Consider the following 18,852-nt stretch of genomic DNA (forward strand, 5'->3'; position numbering starts at 1 on the left):
GGGTGCGATGGCCGTACCGCGCCCCGCGTCATCGGGAACATTTGCCCGAACCCACCACTGTGGCTGTGGGCTTCCGGGTATCGTTTGGGGCGGTTTCACTCAATCTCGACTACAGGATCTGGAGAATCACTCGGTGAGCGTCAATCCGTTCGACGACGACAGTGGCAGCTTTTTCGTGTTGGTCAACGACGAGGAGCAGCACAGCTTGTGGCCGACCTTCGCCGATGTTCCGGCTGGTTGGCGTGTGGTTTACGGCGAAGCCGACCGCGCTGCGTGCCTGGACTACATCGAACAGAACTGGCCCGACATACGGCCGAAGAGCCTGCGCGACAGGTTGGCAGCCGGCAAGGCGTCTGACGAGTAAGCCTGCAGTCGCGCCGCATCGCAGGGGCCGCGAAATTTACGTTGCGTGAACCGTCACGTTCCGGGCCCACGTGCCAGGCACCGCAGGGAAGTCGCCGCAATGCGGCGGCCGGGATGTGCCGCTTAGTCGATCTCACCGGTCAGGTCGAACTCGGCCAGTGTCTGCCCGGCCAGTTCGCGCAAAGCGGTCTTGGTGTTTTTCGCGCCCGGTTGATAGGCCTCGATGGTGATGGCGATCTTGTCGCCGATCCGCCAGGACTGCAGCATCATTTGACCACCGGTCCGCTCGAGCAGTTGCCGCGTTAAGTTTTGCCCGCTCACCCGGATGAGATGCAGCCTGTTGAGGGCCGCTTCGATGACGGCGTATTCGGCCTCGTTGCCGGCCAGGGCCAACACCAAGAAGCCGAGGTCGCCGAGATTTGAGCAGAACACCGGGTGATCCGGGTCGGCGCCCATCGCATTGCCAATTCGTCTCAATATCCGCTTCGGCGTGAACGGGACCAGCCACAGCAGCTGCACCGACTCATCTGGTGTCTCCCGCAGCGTGTCCAGCGCCTGCTTGACCGCGGCACGGACGTCGCCGAGATCCGTTGTCACCGGGGTCGGGTCGACGCTGAAGCGGGCAAACGATACCGCGATCGCACGTGTATCGCCCTCGGTGCGGGCGCTCATAGGGAGTTGCAAGGTGACGGCACCATCACCGGCACGTCGACGTCCCATGCGTTCGCCGAGTTTTGCTCCGAATCCTGCGAGTAGCGTCCTACCAGTTCCGCCCAGAATCTTTGCGCGCGCATCCCATTCGTCCGCGTCGATATGCAAGGTGACGACCGGCACGACAACGCCTTCATCGGCCCCGCCTCCGCTGACGGCGACGGGTCGCGATTCCGTTGCCGGGGTACTGTCCGGCCGACGGCGACGGGCCAGTTTTGCTGCGACGGCAAGCGCGCGGCCGACTTCGCGCGCGTCCCGCCCGGCTTCGCGGACGTCCTGTGCGATGGCGCGCAGTGGGCTGCGCGAATGTGGCTGCGGGTAGCCAAGTTCGAGCTGTTTATCTATTAACGCATCAGCGATCACGAGGGCGAGCCCGAAGCCGTCGATGAGGTAGTGCGAAACCACCAAGCTGACCGCGGTCGAGCCGTCGGTAAGCGGGAGGACGCCGATATGCCAACCGGGACCCCATTCCGAATCGGTGGGCATCTGCGAGCGTTCGTCGGCCCAGTCGCTGAGTTCGGCACGTGGCCGGGGACGCTCGGACACGTCGACGTCCGATGGAACATGGTTGGTCACCCACCGATATCGCCCGAACGATGAACGCTCGATGCGCCGCCCCAGCAGCCCGCGACCCAGATTTCGGTTGAACCGCCTCACCCCATCGATGTCGATAGCGTGCTCGTAAATGAACACGACCTGGATGACCAGGTTCCGGCCGTTGGCGGTGTGTTCTGCGAACACGGCGTGGTCCGCGAACGCGAGCCGATTGTCCGGCAGCGCATCACGTTTCGAGGCGCGGCGTGTTCTGGATGCTCGAAGGGGGCGTATCCGGGCTGGCACCGCCCGAACCTTACCTTGCCGGCTCATGTCTCTCGGCTCTTTGGCGCTGCCAAGCTTATTCCTGAACCTGGTTGCGCCCGATTCGCGGCGTGACGAGAGCAGCGGAGGGCATCGCGTCAAACTCGAGGCCACTCAAAATCCGGTCATGTATGGGCCATGAATGCGCCGCGCGCACCGGGTGGTGCTGCACGGGTCGGCTATTAGTTTAGATCGCCGGCGTCGATAGCTTTCTTGACTTCCTGGGCATGCGCCACCTGCTGTGCGGTGTAGCCGATGAGCAGCGCAGCCACACCGACCACGACGGCCACGCCGGCCAGCCACAACAGCCCAAAGGTATAGCCCTGATCCAGGGCATGTAGCTGGGCGGGATTCATGGACTTCGCCGGTCCACTAGTCCCGCCTAATGACACGGTTCGCGCTGTGACGACAGCCTGGATGACGCCCATCACCACCGGCCCGCCGAGGCCGTAAAGCATAAGCGAGATCGCGGACGTGGGCCCGATCCGATCGGGACCAACGCCAGCGATTAATGACAGCACGATTGGCGGGTCGGCTATGCCGATACCGATACCGCCCACGACGAGCGGCACGAGCAAATTGGGGAAGTACGGGATGCCACGATGAAACGTTGAGCAGTACAGCATCGCGCCGAGCACGAGCATCCCGCCGGCGAGCACCAATACCCGCGGCGGAAAACGCGTTACCAGCCGGGAGGACAAAGCCACCCCGGCCCCACCGGCAAGGACAAATGGGATGAAGGCGAGGCCTGCGTGCAGGGCGCTGTAGCCCAAGAGGTTCTGCACATACAGGGTGACCAGCACTGTCAGGGTTAAGAGCACGCCACCGGCGAGGAAGATGGTAGCGAACGTGGCGAGCCGGTTGCGGTCGAAGAATAAGTCAAGCGGCACGATAGGGTTCTCAGCCAGGTGTTCCACGACGACAAACGCCACAAAAGCGCCCAGTGTCACCGCACCCGAACCGATCGTCGCGCCCGACAGCCAGCCCTTCTCCGGTCCCATCGACACGGCGACAATCGCGGCGATAGATGTCAACGTCGCCAGCCCTGCCCCCGTGATGTCGAGCTTCAGCCGTTCCAGCTGAGTTTCCCGTAGGGCGCTTCGACCGAGGTAAATCGCCAGCAGCGCAATCGGCACATTCAACAAAAAAATGAGCCGCCATGACACTTCGGTAAGGGCCCCGCCCACCACCAGGCTCATCACCGAGCTGAGACTGGCCGTGGCGCCCAAAACCCCCACGGCAGCGTTACGTGCCGGTCCCTTCGGGAAGGTGGTCGAGATCAGCGCCAAACTGGTGGGTGCGATGATCGCGGCCGCCGCGCCCTGCAGAAGCCGGGCCGTGACGAGGGTGCCTCCGTCTTGCGCGATACCGCATACCGCCGACGCGATGCTGAATAGGCCGACGCCGACCATAAAGGTGCGTTTGAGCCCGATTGCGTCACCGAGGCGACCGCCCACTAGCAGCAGGCCGCTGTAGGTCACTATGTAGCCAGTGATCACCCAGCTCCGCCCGGCATCTGACAGGTTTAGCTCGTCCTGGATCTTGGGGAGAGCAACGACCGCGATGGTGCCGTCCATCGTGGCCATGAGCTGCACGGAGCCGATTGCAATGACTGCGGCGATAAACCGACGAGCTGGCAGCCCGGCCATGAAGTTATTGCTCGCACGGCCGAGCGTGGTCGGTTTGAAGGGCATGTATCGCTCATTCCGCGCGTCTGTCGCATTGCGACCCGCGCTGTGTCGTCTTTTGGGGTGCTGCCAGCCCTACATCATTAGAGCCGTCATAGCAGCGCACGCTACCGCAACGATACGAATGTTTTTTCGTGAACCCGCAGATGGCCGTTCTAGCACCAATGGCCCAGGGTCCGCCTCAGGGGCGCCTGGCAGTCCAGAGCCAGCGGTGAGGTCACGCGAATATGGTTGGCCTCGGTACTCGGTCCTGTGATCGTGCGTTGGCGACGTGCCGCACGACGCCCAGTCGCGTCGGTTGGCACACCTCGATAGATTCACCACTTCATTCCGCAAAGGTAATCGCCAATCCGGAGACCAATGACTGCAGGCCATCGTCAATGGTCGCTTAGCGCGCCAGTAGAGCGTTTCATCGTCGCCTCGACGGTACGGCGCAGATTCCTAGTGCAGTCGCGTCGACACGCTCGCTACTACTTGCATTCGAAGGGCAGATAGCGGCGATCTCGCGGGTCAGGTCATGGTGTGATTACAGCGCCGCGCCGATCTACAGGCAGGGCGGCTCGCGCGCAGATACGTACTTCAGCGAAGACTCGTCAAGTAGACCTTCCGCAGGCGCAGCGGACCGAGAGTCAGGCGCAGCCGACTGAGATTGGAGTCATGCAGGGCGTCCAGTCGCAACTCGCGCTTTCGCTCGAGCTTCGCTATCGCGATAAAAGGTCGCCAGTTTACCCTCCGTCGGCTCCGGGTAGCTCTAAACTGGCGCGACGAATTCTTCAGGATCGTGCGGGACCCAAACATCCGTAAAGAATCGTCGAGCGCCTTGATGTATACGGCCAGTATGTTGTCCAGACGAGCCGGCCGGGGTATTAGCGCCTGAGCGGCTGGTTGAAGGCCATGGAGCGGTCAACGCCTGCGGCCTTCTGACATAGGTGGGTAGATGTGGTTGTTTCGCGGTGGTCGGGTTTCGGTGCCAATTCGATAAAACTTGAGGAACTTTCGCATATGCAGTCGAGACTTGGGATATGTTGCGAAGCGGCTACGCCGGTCGGGGGCTGATGCTTTATATCGCAGAACACGCACGTGGTGAGGGTCGAGCAGGGCACGGTAGCTGGCGCGGTGAACGCGCCGCCCTATCGCGCTGTTGTGGGCAGTGGGGGGGAGAATCAGTCGTAGGCAAGCGCCCCGCCGGCTCTCAGGAACTGCTAATTAGTAGTACGCAAATGAAAGGCTAGGACTTTCGGGATGAAATTTGCTCTGGCAAGCTATGGAACTCGCGGCGACGTCGAGCCCTTCGTCGCCGTGGGTCGTGAGTTGCTACAGAGAGGGCACGACGTGCGGATTGCCGTCCCGCCCAATCTGGTTGGCTTCGCCGAGGCGGCGGGGCTTTCCGTGGTTGCTTGCGGGCCGGATTCGCTGGCATGGCACAACCTGCACCTCGAATTTACGACGCGTCTATCGCGCGAGTTCTGGAAAGTCCAAGATCTGTTCAAGCTGGTTCGGGAAGATCTGCGCCTATTTTCGCAGTGCTGGAAAGATATTGGTACGGCACTGATGTCGCTGGCAGATGGGGCCGATCTACTATTGAACTTCGTATATGGCGAGCAGGCTGCTCTCAACGTCGCGGAGTTTTATGACATTCCGTTGGCCACCCTGCACACGGTCCCGATTCGGGCCAACGGTGAGCTTGTTCCGACCTTCCTCTCGCCATTTGGTCGTATCGGAATGACTGTGGACGATTGGCTGACGTGGCGTTTGTCAATGAAGAAGTTAGGGGACAACCAGCGCCGCGAATTGGGCTTGCCAACTGCTAAAGGCCCCACGTCGCGGCAGATTGCTGAACGTGGCTCGCTTGAGATCCAGGCGTACCATGACGTTTGCTTTCCCGGCTTGAAAAGCGAGTGGGCGAAATGGGAGGGTCGTCGGCCCTTAATTGGCGCTCTGACAATGGAGTTGGAGACGGAAGCCGATGAAGAAATTCTCTCGTGGATCGCAGCAGGTCAACCGCCAATCTATTTCGGCTTCGGCAGTACCGCAATTATGTCTCCCGCCGAGACAGTCGCCATGATCAGCGCAGCTTGCGCGGAGTTGGGTGAGCGCGCATTGGTATGCGCCGGCTGGAGTGATTTCAGTGGCGTCCCCGATTTCGAACACGTCAAGCTAGTCAACACTGTCAACCACGCCGCGATCTTTCCGGTCTGCCGCGCGGTCGTCCACCACGGCGGCGCTGGCACACTAGCCACAGCTCTGCGCGCAGGGGTCCCTCAGTTGATTCTTGCGACGTTGCGGATGCATCAGCCGATTTGGGGAAATGCGGTTAAGCGGATGAAGATAGGTACTGGCCGCCTCCTCTGGAAAAGCACCACTGATTCGCTCGTTTCGGACCTGCGCACCATCCTCGATCCAGAATATGCTGCCCAAGCGCGTGAGATCGCGACACGGACCAGCAAACCCTCCGAAAGCATCGCGGCCGCCGCCAATCTTCTGGAAGAGTCTGCCCTCCGCGGCACGGCATCCGAACGGCGACCACCGTCATTGCGGTGACTGGCGCGGCAATCCGGCGAGTCGCCCGGGTTTCCTTGACCTGCTCGCGTTGGTCGATTCAAAATCTCCGGCGCACCGCTCCGACGATAACTCGGCAAATTCTGATACCAAGGAAGAATAGTCAGCGTTGTGTGCGAACCTCTCAAATTATCCTCGGCGTCCACTGATTCCAGTGCCGGGCGACCGTTTTGACCACTCAATGAAGCAGTGAGCGGCAGGGCCCTCACGCTTCTTGGATAGGCCAATTGAGTTCGGGTGCGACACCTTTGAGCCGCATGCATGTTAGAACGGCGACGACAACGCGTCCCGTCTTTGCGAGATCAACCCTCCAAGGCCAGGCGTGGTCAGGCAGCTGATGTTCGGCACCGGTCGGCAGTTTGGACCATTACGCGGAACTCCGGGTCGCACACGTCCGCGCCATCCTCGCACTGAATACGTAGCTCGGCCAGTTTCGGTTTGACGAAAGTGCCTGTTCTGCAACGGATAACAAGTCACCTTGAGAGCCGATCGGGGTGACGGCACGTATAGCTGATGAATGCCACAGCAAGCGGTGTTACCTGCTTGGACGACGCTGAGGTTGGCCGCGAACGGCGCGAAATTTCACCCGCCGGCCAGCGCGCGGTCGGCCAGCGCCCCTATTACCGGTGCCAACGCCCGGGGATACTCGGCCGTCAGGTGATCCTCATCAAAGTAGACCAAGGTGTTTCCTACGATGACCGGGCAGCGGTCGGCGGTGCAGAAAAGCTCCGTGAGGTCGGCGTATTGTCCGCCGCCGACTTTGGTCGCTGAAGATTCAGCGGTAATACCAGAGCTGTTTACCGCCGTCGATTTCGCTGACGAGCAGGCTGTCGCGTCATCGAGGTGTCCAGACAGGCATATCCGCGCCACAAGCTTCGGATCCGGAATCGGCCCGAGCACCAGCACCTCGGCGCCAAAGCCACGCAGCTGCTGCACCAGGCGGGTCAAACTCGCGAGCCACGCCGGATCGTATGCAGTAAAGCCCGGCAGGTAGCCGCCGCCTGGGCCGTACCCGCGCCATACGCTTAGTAGCACCAATCGTGGGCGTTCCGCGCGTAATCGGCCGATCACTTGATCCCGCCACTGATCGCATTTGGTCAGCATGCGACGCAGGGGGTTGGTGACAGGCAAGTCCATCAAAGGGCAGGCCGCCTTGTTGAGTATCTCCAGGCGCCAGTGCCGCTGCGCGGCGACTTGCTGGACCGACGGAGCCCACATCGCGGCGTTCGAATCACCGACCAGCGCGACAGTCGTCGCGGAGGCGGTATCTCCCATCACGCATTCCGGCTGTCCCGCTTGGAAAAACGTGCGCATGCAGCCGTTGAGGAATAGGGGCTCAAGTTCGGCTGCCACATCGGCAAGTGGCGGGTCCAGGTTCGACGGTACGGCTCGCAACTCGACAGAGGCTGCGACGGCGGCCTGGACTTGTGCGAATGCGCGCTGCACTGCCGCGTCGTATGCCGTGATGTCGGGTCCCGTGGGTCGAGGCATCGCCGTCACGGTCAGTGCCGAAGCTGGCGCACCGCGCCCGACCGGGGTCGGCACCACTGCTGGTAACGCCACACACACGCAGGCCGCCACCGCGGTGGCGGCACCGCCGAGAGCGAGACTGCGCAGTGAAGACCGACGTAAGAGCGGCGCGAATCGGAGCGGGTTTTCGATCAGATGAAGCGTGAGCACCGCCAGGCCGGCCGATAGCAGGACCGCCGCAAATCTGCTTGCCAAGCCGAGCGGATGGCCCAGCAAGGCGGGCGCGAACACCAGCACCGGCCAGTGCCACAGATACCACGAGTACGAGACCCGGCCGACCGCGCGCATCCGGGGCAATTCCAGCAAGCGACCGCATCCCCGAGGAGGGCCGGCACAGCCGGCGCCGATCACCAACGCCGTACCGATCGCTGGTAATAGCGCCGCGGTCCCCGGGTAGACAGTGGTCGGGCTCAATGCCAGGTAAGCCACGACGATGAGGGCCAGTCCTGACCATCCCGCGATGGCCGCGGGCAATGCCTGAAGCCGGCCCAATCGACCTGCCGCAAGTGCCACCAGGCCGCCGAGACCCAGTTGCCAGGCCCGTGTGGGCAGCGAATAGAAGGCTACGCAAGGCACGACGTAACTGACCACCACCGACAGCGCAAACGAAGCGGCGGCAATCAGCGCAAGGACTACCAGGTAGGGCCGTCGCGACGGCTCGGGGCCGTCCGTGCCACGGCGACCCACACGCCGGATGAGCCAAGCCGTGCCGATGATCACGGCCGGCCACACCAAGTAGAACTGCTCCTCTACGCCTAAGGACCAGTAATGCTGAAAAGGCGATGCCGGCAGCTTCGCATCAAAGTAGTTGCGAAATTGCAGGGCGAAGCGGTAATTGCCGACATACAGCGCGCTCCAAAGGCCGTCATCAAGGACGTCCGGGACCCGCAACGGGGGAAGTAGAAGCACCGAGCCAATAGCGGTGACGATGCCCACCAGAGCAGACGCTGGTAGAAGCCGGCGGGCCCTCGCACCGTAGAACCGGCGCAGCCCGATGGTGCCCGTGGTGCTGACCTCGCGCCATAGCAGCCCGGTGATCAGGAAGCCGGAGATCACAAAGAAGACGTCCACGCCCACGTAACCACCGCCCACACCGGGCACATCGGCATGAAAGAGGACGACGCCGATCACCGCGACGGCGCGCAGTCCCTCGATGTCCGCGCGAAAACCGGTCTGTGGTGCGCGGCGACCCTGTGCCCCTTCGACAGGGCTATCGCCGCGGGTCTTGAGCAAGATCACCACCTGGGCACGAGGACACGTTCTTTGACTGGCGCATTGTTGCACACGACTCCAACGGCTGCGCCGCGTCGCGTAAGTGGCCCAAGGAGCCTTCGCCGTCCGCGCTCACATTGGTGTACGGCGAAAGGCCGGTGGCGGTTCTCATCGTGAGCCGCTACGGCACGGCAGGAGCCGGCGTGATCGGCGGCCCCGCCGGTACATCGTGTTGCTGCCCGATCCACTCCAGAAGTGAATGGAGACCATCCTCGAGCGCCCACCTCGGGCGCCAGCCCAGCGAATGTTCGGCCGGATGGATGTTGCAACTCGCGGCGCGTACGTCACCATCCCGAAACTTTGACACGACCGTTGGTTCCGGGGCGCCGCAGATGGCGGCAATCTTGCGGGCAAGCTCATGGATGGTGGTCGCCACACCCGACCCGATATCGAGGCAGCGTGCACGGGTCGAGGGAGTCTGAACCGCTGCATATATCGCGTCGACGACATCGTCGATGAACACGAAATCGCGTACGATGCGACCGTCTTCATACACCTCTAACACATTCTTTTCCCGCGCCAACCGCGCGAACAGAGCGACGATTCCGGTGTATGCATTGGTCAGCGACTGGCCTGGCCCGTAGACGTTCTGCAAGCGCAGCACACTGAGATTGGTGTCATGCGCGGCCGTCCAGGCCGCCAACATGTGCTCCTGCGCGAGCTTGGTTGCAGCGTAGATGTTGGTCGGGCGGGGCTCGGTTTGGCCCGCGCAGCTCGCAAGCGGCGCCGCAGGTTGACCGTTGGGGCCCTTGGGATCCCAGATACCGGCCCGCAGCTGCGCGTGGCTGCGCGGCTGCGGATAGAAGTTTTCTGTGCCGCATTGCCACGCTCCTTCGCCGTAGACGGCCCGCGACGATGCCAAGACGAGTTGGTCGGGCACGAGTGCCGAACGGCTCAGCGCATCAAGCAGCTGGGTGGTTCCTACTACGTTCACCGAACCGTGGCGTGTCGCATGGGACAGTGACTGTCCCGTTCCCGTCTCGGCCGCCAGATGGACGACTTGAGAAGGGCGGAACAACCGAAGCACAGCGTCCCAATCGGGAGCATGCGTCACATCACCGGTGAACATCCGCACGGACTGGGGCAGGTCGATCGCGCGGCCTTCACCGTGCACCTGCGGATGCAGCACGTCCATGACGGCGACGTCGTAGCCGGATGTGACCAGACGGCGCGCAAGCGCGGACCCGATAAAGCCTGCCCCACCAGTGATGAGCACACATTGTGACAAGAGCCGAAGCCTCCGGTTCGCCTGCGGAGAGGTTACGTCCGGCACGCGATGCGGGCACGCGTGCGGTCGGAGTCGATCATATCCGGCTCATTTTCGATTGGCGGCCGCACGCCGCCTGCAGCTGGGCATCGACGTCACGCCTGGATGAATGCTGGGTACCACAAACAGAGAATCGCCGGAGTGGGCTGTCCGCCACGGTCCGGCGAGGGTGGATTGAGGAAACTTCGTAAATTCGGAGCCATTGGCGTGCGATTTTCACCCTTTCGAGCTAATTCTGGGGATAAGCTGCCGACGGCGGGTTGGCAACCTGCGCAGCCGCTTTCATTTGACGGATGCGCAAGATTGGCGAAAGGCGAAGATCCGCGATGAAATTTGTGCTGGCAGGTTATGGAACTCGCGGGGATATCGAGCCGTGCGTCGCTGTCGGCCGTGAGCTGCTGCGGCGGGGGCACGAGGTGCGCATGGCCGCGTCTCCTGACCAGGTTGGTTTCGCGGAGGCGGCTGGGCTGGTGGCCGTCCCATACGGGCTGGAAAACAAGGCGATGTTGGAGGCGCACCGCAATCTCTGGAAGGACCTGTCCGACAATTTTTGGAGAATTCGGAATCGCGTCAGCGTTTGGCGTGAGGCTTGGGAGCCGAGCGTCCAATGGTGGGGTCAGATGAACACGACACTGATGGACTTGGCGGAGGGCGCGGATCTACTATTCACCGGTTTGGCGTACCAGGAGATCGCCGCGGACGTAACGGAATATCACAACATTCCGTTGGCAACGCTGGACCACCTCCCGTTGCGGCCCAACGGTAAACTCCTGCCACTCCTGCCGGGCCCGTTGGGCCGCACCGCAATCACGGCTGGAGAGTGGCTGCTTTGGGGTCTTTGGAAGAAGGTCCAAGACGCACAACGCCGGGACATGGGTCTGCCCAAGGCTAAGCGGCCTGCGCCGCAGCGAATCACTCTACGTGGATCACTGGAAATCCAGGCATACGACGACGTGTGCTTTCCGGGGCTCGCATCGGAATGGGCGAATCGGACCGCCCAGCGCCCCTTCGTTGGCGCGCTGACGATGGAATTGCCGACAGAGACCGATGACGAGGTCCTGTCATGGGTCGCCGCCGGTAGACCACCGATTTACTTCGGCTTCGGCAGCATGCCGGTCGAATCCCCCATTGACACCCTTACCCTGATCAGCAGGGCGTGCGCCCAATTGGGCGAACGAGCGTTGGTCTGCTCCGGGTGGAGTGACTACCCTGACGTCCCGGATCTCGAGCACGTCAAGGTGGTCAGTGCGGTGAACCACGCCGCCGTCCTTCCGGCGTGCCGCGCGGTCGTTCACCACGGCGGCGCGGGCACCACCGCCGCGGGACTGCGCGCAGGGGTTCCCACCCTGATCCTCTGGATGCTGGGCGATCAACCGGTTTGGGGAACTGTGGTCAAGCGGCTGAAAGTCGGAACCGCCCGGCGGTTTTCGAGTGCCACACGGGAGTCGTTGGTTGCGGACCTGCGCACTATCCTCGCTCCGGAATACGTCGCCCGGGCCCGTGAGGTCGCCACCCAAATGACCAAACCCGGCGAAAGCGTTGCGGCCGCTGCCGATCTCTTAGAAGAGTTCGCGCGCTTACGACGTGTCGCCTGATCGACCCGGCGGTCGTTGGGTACTCGCGTCGGCGTCGAAAAGTCGCCAACCACAATGAATTAGTCGCGCTGCAACGCGCCGCGTGTGGGTGGGCTCGAGGGCCGCCCGCACCGCAATCAGGACGCGATGGAATGCGCGAAATGCGCCTGGTTCACGTGCGCGGCAACGCGCAAGGCGTTGGCCGCGACCGTCAGGCTGGGATTCATACCGGTACTGGACGGGAAGAACGAGCTATCCGCCACGTACAGGTTCTCCACCTCATGCGCACGGTTTTGCGGGTCCAGCACACTGGTTTTCGGGTCGGTCCCAAACCGGCACGTGCCGCAGACATGAGCAATGGCCGCATTGCTTTTAGGGCTTCCGAGGGTGATGTTGCGAAACGGTTTCAGCACGTGTTTTACCTGGCGTAAGAACACTTCGCGGCGCTGAATCTCATTGGCATGCAAGCGATATTGAAGTCGAAGTCGTTGGCGGCCGTCCGTGCTTGGCTGATCGTATGGAAGTACGCGGTTGTCCAGATAGGGCAGATCTTCCATGATCGCCACGAGCACCAGCCCGCCGCTGAAGTATCGCTCGTAGAGCGGACGCGCCACGGGGCTAATCGCACGCAGGGCCTTGTGCCCCCAGCCGGGATGGTTGGTCAGCGCCGCCACGGGCGGCATCGCCCCACCGGACTGCACGGTGCCGAATTTTTGCCCTTCCCAGAAATAAAAATCGTTAAGCCCGATCTGCTTGTTTTCGGCCGTGATTTTGCAACCGCGTTGCGGCCAGACCTCGATGTGGTCAGCCACGTGACGCATCAAGTTGCGTCCTACCCAATCTGAGCCGTTGGCTAATCCGCGCGGCCAATCGCCGGATCGGGAATTGAGCAACAGGACAGGGGTGATCAGCGCGCCGGCGGCGAGCACCACTACCTTGGCCTTCAGTGCCAACCTCCCGGAGGGGTGTTCGCAGATCACCTGGCGGACCTGGGTGGCGTCAGCGTCCAGACCGACGACCCGACATTCCGTCAGCAGCTGCGCGCCATGCTCGGCGAGGGCTGGCTGCAGGCAGTTGCGGGCGGCGTCGTTTTTGCACGATTGGTGGCATAGGTAGCTCTGGCAGGTGGTACAGCCGTCGGTGTAATCACAGGCCATCGGGAGGTGGTAGGGGTGCAATCCCTGCCCAGCCAGATGGTCGACCAGCGGCTGGTTCACTTCCGAAAACGGCGGCGCAGCAGGCAGATTGGCATCAGCTGCCTCAGGCCTTAGGGGATCGGACTGGCCACGCACGCCAAACAGCTTTTCCGCTGCCGCATACCACGGCCGCATTTCGTCATAACTGATCGGCCAGGCCTCCGGCACCGTGGAATCACCGGGGTCGCGAAAGTCTTGCCGGGGAGTGAAATCGCGAGCAAAAAATCGCTCGCACACCATGCCATACAGCGCCGAGGACCCGCCGGTCCCACTGCCTATCCCGGCCAAAAAACGCCGCGCGGAGCGGCCGGTAACGTCTTCGATCTCATCGGTGGAGCGCCCGGCCCGGGCCAGTGCGTCGTAGTAGGATGCAGCGGAACGGCTCGCCTGCGGCTCGGCCACTTCGGGCATCGAAGCGCGAATCGTGCCCGGCGCCCCCGGCAGGGTCGAGCGTCCCTTCTCGACGAACAGCACCCTGCGCCCGGCCTTGGCAAGCGAATAACCCAGCACCCCACCGCCCATGCCCGTGCCGACGACAATCACGTCCCACATAGTGCGTTCCGCTTCGTGCGGATCCACTTCGCCGTGAGCCAACATCCAGCTCCTTATGTTGGGCGCAAAAGTTCGCCGAGTCTGAGCGGCACGACGATAGCACCGCCGCCGCAGGAAGGGTGCGGTTTTCTGCCTAGCGGCGGGAAGATGCCGCCTGCGTGGGCTTTTCAGCAACGCCTGCCGCAGTCAAATCGGCGGTGTACGGCGGTGAGCGCGCATATCCTCAAAGGACACGCGGTCCGATGTGTCGTGGCCGCTACCCGCGAGGAAACAACAAGTACGTATGAAACGAGACGAACAGGTATGCGCACAAGCGAACTGACGTACGACGCCATTGTCGTCGGCTCCGGCGCCTCTGGATCGTGGGCTGCCAAGGAGCTGACCGAAGGTGGCCTGAACGTCGTGCTACTAGAGGCCGGCCGGAACCTGGACATCGACGGCGACTTTCCCGCCGATGCGGAGCTACGGGCGATGGGGATTGCAGGGCGCGTCCGTTCGGCGGCCCGGGGACAACACGTGCAGATTCGGTGCTCGTCATTCGCCGAGACGACAAAGCGGTTTTACGTCAGCGACAGGGAAAACCCCTACACCACGCCGGGCAAGGACAAGTTCCTTTGGTTCAGGGGCCGGCAACTGGGCGGCCGCCTGCACACTTGGTGGAGACATACGCCTCGGATGTCGGATCACGAGTTCAAAGCCGCAAGCGTTCGTGGGGATGGCGTCGATTGGCCGTTGTCATACGAAGACTTGGCGCCCTACTACGACATCGTCGAGAGGACTCTCGGCGTCTACGGAAAAGCCGAAGGTATCCCCAATTGTCCGGACGGAGAGTTCATCGGGCCGGCGAAGACGACCAAGATGGAAGCGGCTTTCCTCACCAATGTCGAGAAAAGGCTTCCGAACGTCCGGGTGACGTACGCCAGGAAGACCAAGTACGACAACCATAGGATTCCGCTTGCCGTCAGGCTCGCTCTGGCAACTGGCCGGCTCGAGATTCGGACCGATTCCGTCGTGAGCAGATTGGTGATCGATCCGCGATCGGGCAAGGCGACGGGCGTTGAGTACATCGATCGTTCGACCAAGAAGGCGCAGACAGTTGAGGCAAAGGTCGTGGTGCTTTGCGCGTCGGCGATCGAAAGCGTGCGGATCATGTTGAACTCGAGATCCGCGCAACACCCGTCGGGCGTGGGCGGATCGTCGGGCCATCTGGGCCGCTACCTGTGCGACCACGTCTCATACACGCAGGTTGGTGCAGTCTCCAAAGAGGATGTCGAGATTGGTCTCAACGAGGACGGATTCGATTTCGGTGGAACGGGCCTCTACATTCCCAGCTTCTGCGAAAAGGACTCATCGAAGGACTTCCCGGGCGGATACGGCATCCAGGTCGCGATTGGCCGCGATACGCCGGTCTGGGTTATGAGCGCGCATGGCGAAATGCAGCCCCGGTACGAGAATTTCGTTTCGCTCGACCCGAAAGTCAGAGATGCGTGGGGGATCCCGGTAGCCAGAATCGAGTGCAAGCATTCGGCAAGTGATGTCAACATGGTCGCGCACATGAAGCGGACCCTTCCCGACATTGCGGCGGCCGGCGGACTGCAAGCGGCCAACAACCTCGACGCCGCGCGGTGGAACATCCCCTACCGACTGCTCCGCTCCCTGATCCTCACGGACTCTGGCGCGTTGTGGCCTGGGGGAGCCATTCACGAGACCGGCGGCGCGTGCATGGGCGAGACACCGGAGAGCTCGGTGGTCAACTCGTTCTGCCAGTGCTGGGATGTTGACAACGTGTTTGTCACCGACGGTGCGTGTTTCGTCTCGCCCGGATATCAGAATCCCACGCTGACGATGATGGCCCTCACTGTTCGAGCGTGTCGATTCATCGTTGGTGGCTACGCGAACGGTGTGAACTGATGGAGTATGGGAAGGTTGCGGGGATCGATAAGCCGGTCTCTCGGATCGTCTTCGGCACCGATCGGTTGCGGGGCCGGGGACTGCCGTTGTTGCCGCCCAGCCGAGCCCTTGAACAGCAAGCCTTTTCACTTTTGGATCGGTCATTCGAGCTGGGGTACAACACATTCGACACGGCGCGCATCTATTGGGACAGCGAACGCACGCTGGGGGCATGGATGCGGCAACACCGGAATCGCGACGAGGTTGTGGTCATCAGCAAGGGATGTCATCCCCATCTCTTACTCAAAACTCCGCGGCTCTCTGCGTCCGACGTGACGCACGACCTCCACGCGTCACTCAAGGCGCTCGGCACGGATTTCATCGACCTGTACCTGCTTCACTACGACCACCCCACGGCATCAGTGGAACCCATCATGGAGCGGCTCAGCCGTCACATGGACGAAGGGAAGATCAGCGCGATCGGTGCGTCGAACTGGTCCCACGAGCGAATCACCCAGGCCAACACGTACGCCACCGCCGCGGGATCGACGCCATTCAGCGCCTCGAGCGTTCAGTTCAGCCTGGCCGAATGGGCGAAAGCCCCATGGCCCGGCGCCGTCACACTCGGAGGGGAAACCCAGCGTGCGGCGAGGGAGTGGTATTCGACGCACGGGCTGTCCGTGTTCTCGTGGTCCAGCCTCGCCCGCGGATTCTTTTCCAACCATTACGACCCGAAGAATCCAGGCCGCAACCGCATGAGCCGGTGGTGTGCAACGTACTTCGGCACCCAAGACAACATCGAAAGGCTCGATCGCGCAAAAACGTTCGCGCGCGAGCATGATGTCACCGTCGCGCAGGTTGCGCTCGCATACGTCCTGTGCCACCCGCTTCATGTGTTCGCGGTGGTCGGCTGCACGACGCTGGAGAAGTTCGACGACAACGCGGCCGCACTCTCGCTGAAGCTGGATGAAGCGACGCTGCACTGGCTGAATACAGGTCAGGCTCTGCGGTGACTTTTCGGAGCCCCGCTACACTCAGCAGGGCGTCCGGTGTTGTAGCACGCCTGACCAAAACGTCTGGATTTCAGTCGTTAGCGTGGGTACTGACGTAGGTTGCCGGGCGATTGGGCTCGCACGATGGCTGCGCCTGCTCCTTCCCGCAGGACGCGGCAGGATAAGTGAAAGGCGTGGATTCGCAGTGAAATTCGTGCTAGCGAGCTTCGGCACTCGTGGCGATATCGAGCCGTGTGCCGCCCTCGGCCGCGAGCTGCTGCGCCGGGGGCACGACGTGCGCATCGCCGTCCCGCCTGACCTGGTCGGCTTCGCCGAGTCGGTGGGGCTTCCAGCAGTCGCATACGGGCCGGATTCGCAGGCGATGCTGACCGTCTACCGCGACTTCTGGATGTCTTTGTTCCGGAACTTCTGGAGGATCCGTGAGCTTCGCCGGTTGTGGAGAGAACTCTCGGAGCCCGTTAGCCGGTGCTGGGGGGAGCTGAACACAACCCTGACGTCTTTGGTGGCAGAGGGAGCCGACCTACTGTTCACGGGCTTGGCTTTCGAGCGGCCCGCCGCCAACGTCGCGGAGCGCTACGACCTGCCGTTTGCGGCACTGCACTACGTCCCGGTGCGTGCCAATGGCCAGCTCCTGCGGTTCCTTCCCGCGCCGTTGGCACGCTTCGCGATGAATGTGCTCGAGTGGGTGGATTGGTTGATCGAAAAGCGGGTCGAGGACCAACAGCGCCGTGAGCTCGGTTTACCCAAGGCAAGGAAACCCGCGCCGCGAAGGATCGCCGAACGCGGATCCCTGGAAATCCAAGCCTACGACGAGGTTTGCTTTCCAGGGCTGGCAACTGAATGGGCGAAATGGAATGGCCGACGGCCCATTGTCGGCGCGCTGACGATGGAGTCGCCGACCACGGCAGACGCAGAGGTTACCTCGTGGATTGCTGCGGGAACACCGCCCATCTTCTTCGGCTTTGGCAGTATGCCGGTCGAATCCCCGGCCGACACGCTTGCCATGATCAGCGCGGCGTGTGCGGAGTTAGGCGAGCGTGCCTTGGTGTGCGCCGGCTGGAGTGACTTCAGCGACGTCTCGCATTCCGAGCATGTCAAGGTGGTAGGAGCAGTCAGTTTCACGGCGATATTTCCGGCTTGCCGCGCAATTGTCCACCACGGTGGCGCAGGCACCACGGCCGTCGGACTGCGCGCCGGCGTTCCAACTTTGATCCTGTCGATGGACCCCACTCAGACGCTCCTGGGAGCTCAAATCAAACGACTGAAGGTGGGGTCCGCCCGTCGTTTTTCAACCGTTACCCGAGAATCGTTGGTCGCGGACTTGCGCACCATCCTCGCCCCGCAATACGTCGCTCGCGCTCGTGAAATATCGACCCGAATGACGAAACCTGATGCCAGCGTTGTGGCGGCCGCCGATCTTCTGGAAGAATTCGCTCGCGCTCGAAGGGTCGGCTGATCGGTGCAGTCAAGCGGCCGAAAGTGTGTCGATCGGCGACCTCATCGCTCCCAAAACCGAATGTTTGAGGTCATTGCCCCTATGCCCGAAGGGGATGCATTTTTAATGCTCGAGAATTTTTCTCGGGTGACCATTTCCGCCGCCAGCCGTGCGCCACACCGGATGCCGACGCGAGCCACCGCCATATCGGCACGAGCGCAAAGAGCTCGTCATCACGCCGGGCAACGGACGACGCACAAAGACATGGCCTAATGGTCGGGCACGCAAATGGTTGCTGGCCGAGATTGCAATGACGACGGACAAGCCGGTCGGCGCTAGGCGACCAAAATCAGCGATGTGGTGGTGGCACTGCTTCAAACGGGCAAATCACGTCGCTACGACGTCTCAAAATGGACCCCCTGAAGGGCGGGAGATGACAAGCGGCGTCGATTGTAATGCTCGCTTGCCGAACATTCGTCGTCTGGGGGATTCTTGCCCGACCAACACACCATTGAGCAAACTCAACAGCCGCGAATCGCCGGGGCGAAGTCGGCCTGCGAAAGCCGGTCCCGCACACCGCCACCCGGGCTGTGGCGATCGTCACGTAGGCCCAACCATCAAGTTTGTCGAAACTACGGACAGGCCCCAACGCCTCCGGTACCGTTTGGAGCAGTGTTACACACGTCGACTAGAGGGGTATGAGGAATCGGTGAGCGTCAATCCGTTGGACGACGAAAGTGCCAGCTTTGTCGTCTTGGTTAACGACGAGGAGCAGCACAGCCTGTGGCCGACCTTCTCTGACGTTCCAGCCGGCTGGCGGGTCGTGTACGGCGAAGCCGACCGCGCCGCGTGCCTGGACTACATCGACCAGAACTGGATTGACATACGGCCGAAGAGTCTGCGCGAAAGGCTGACGGCGGCCCGCGCATCTGACCAGTAGATCG

12 protein-coding genes are annotated in these 18,852 nt (G+C 62.3%); 7 read left to right on the forward strand and 5 right to left on the reverse strand.

Features of this window, described 5'->3' with window-relative positions; all coding sequences use genetic code 11:
- The first annotated feature begins 133 nt into the window (after nt 1-133).
- Nucleotides 134-364, forward strand: coding sequence for an MbtH family protein (locus AC5Y30_RS16905; RefSeq protein ID WP_499919798.1), 231 nt, complete (start codon nt 134-136; stop codon nt 362-364).
- Nucleotides 365-486: 122 nt separating this feature from the next.
- Here AC5Y30_RS16905 and AC5Y30_RS16910 read toward each other — a convergent pair whose 3' ends face one another.
- Together AC5Y30_RS16910 and AC5Y30_RS16915 are read right to left on the reverse strand one after the other, a co-directional pair.
- Nucleotides 487-1,914, reverse strand: coding sequence for a hypothetical protein (locus AC5Y30_RS16910; RefSeq protein ID WP_499919851.1), 1,428 nt, complete (start codon nt 1,912-1,914; stop codon nt 487-489).
- Nucleotides 1,915-2,114: 200 nt separating this feature from the next.
- Nucleotides 2,115-3,626: an MFS transporter gene (locus AC5Y30_RS16915; protein ID WP_499919799.1), complete on the reverse strand. Its 1,512-nt coding sequence runs from the start codon at nt 3,624-3,626 to the stop codon at nt 2,115-2,117.
- Between the two features lie 1,236 nt (nt 3,627-4,862).
- Between AC5Y30_RS16915 and AC5Y30_RS16920 the strand changes: the two genes are divergently transcribed.
- On the forward strand, nt 4,863-6,161 hold the full coding sequence (locus tag AC5Y30_RS16920; protein WP_499919800.1) for a glycosyltransferase: 1,299 nt from the start codon (nt 4,863-4,865) through the stop codon (nt 6,159-6,161).
- Nucleotides 6,162-6,761: 600 nt separating this feature from the next.
- On the opposite strand, the gene AC5Y30_RS16925 is transcribed toward AC5Y30_RS16920, so the two are convergent.
- Both AC5Y30_RS16925 and AC5Y30_RS16930 read right to left on the reverse strand, forming a co-directional pair.
- On the reverse strand, nt 6,762-8,948 hold the full coding sequence (locus tag AC5Y30_RS16925) for an acyltransferase family protein (protein WP_499919852.1): 2,187 nt from the start codon (nt 8,946-8,948) through the stop codon (nt 6,762-6,764).
- 154 nt (nt 8,949-9,102) lie between these two features.
- Entirely contained in the window at nt 9,103-10,197 is a 1,095-nt protein-coding gene (locus tag AC5Y30_RS16930; RefSeq protein ID WP_499919801.1) for an NAD-dependent epimerase/dehydratase family protein, read from the reverse strand.
- 377 nt (nt 10,198-10,574) lie between these two features.
- Here AC5Y30_RS16930 and AC5Y30_RS16935 point away from each other — a divergent pair, with 377 nt between their 5' ends.
- A complete protein-coding gene (locus AC5Y30_RS16935; RefSeq protein ID WP_499919802.1) occupies nt 10,575-11,843 on the forward strand; it encodes a glycosyltransferase in 1,269 nt (422 codons plus the stop codon).
- Nucleotides 11,844-11,959: 116 nt separating this feature from the next.
- Here the strand turns inward: AC5Y30_RS16935 and AC5Y30_RS16940 are convergent, their stop codons facing one another.
- Nucleotides 11,960-13,615, reverse strand: a complete 1,656-nt coding sequence (locus tag AC5Y30_RS16940; RefSeq protein ID WP_499919803.1) for a GMC oxidoreductase — start codon at nt 13,613-13,615, stop codon at nt 11,960-11,962.
- Between the two features lie 258 nt (nt 13,616-13,873).
- Between AC5Y30_RS16940 and AC5Y30_RS16945 the strand changes: the two genes are divergently transcribed.
- From AC5Y30_RS16945 to AC5Y30_RS16960, 4 genes are all read left to right on the forward strand, one after another.
- Nucleotides 13,874-15,481, forward strand: a complete 1,608-nt coding sequence (locus tag AC5Y30_RS16945) for a GMC oxidoreductase (RefSeq protein WP_499919804.1) — start codon at nt 13,874-13,876, stop codon at nt 15,479-15,481.
- Entirely contained in the window at nt 15,439-16,473 is a 1,035-nt protein-coding gene (locus tag AC5Y30_RS16950) for an aldo/keto reductase (protein WP_499919805.1), read from the forward strand. Before AC5Y30_RS16945 ends, AC5Y30_RS16950 begins: the two co-directional genes overlap by 43 nt.
- A 184-nt stretch (nt 16,474-16,657) precedes the next feature.
- The gene (locus AC5Y30_RS16955; RefSeq protein WP_499919806.1) at nt 16,658-17,929 is read left to right on the forward strand and encodes a glycosyltransferase; all 1,272 of its coding nucleotides are present in this window, start codon (nt 16,658-16,660) and stop codon (nt 17,927-17,929) included.
- Between the two features lie 688 nt (nt 17,930-18,617).
- Nucleotides 18,618-18,848, forward strand: a complete 231-nt coding sequence (locus AC5Y30_RS16960) for an MbtH family protein (RefSeq protein WP_499919807.1) — start codon at nt 18,618-18,620, stop codon at nt 18,846-18,848.
- The last annotated feature ends 4 nt before the right edge of the window (nt 18,849-18,852 follow it).

This window comes from Mycobacterium sp. NGS27, assembly GCF_059813005.1.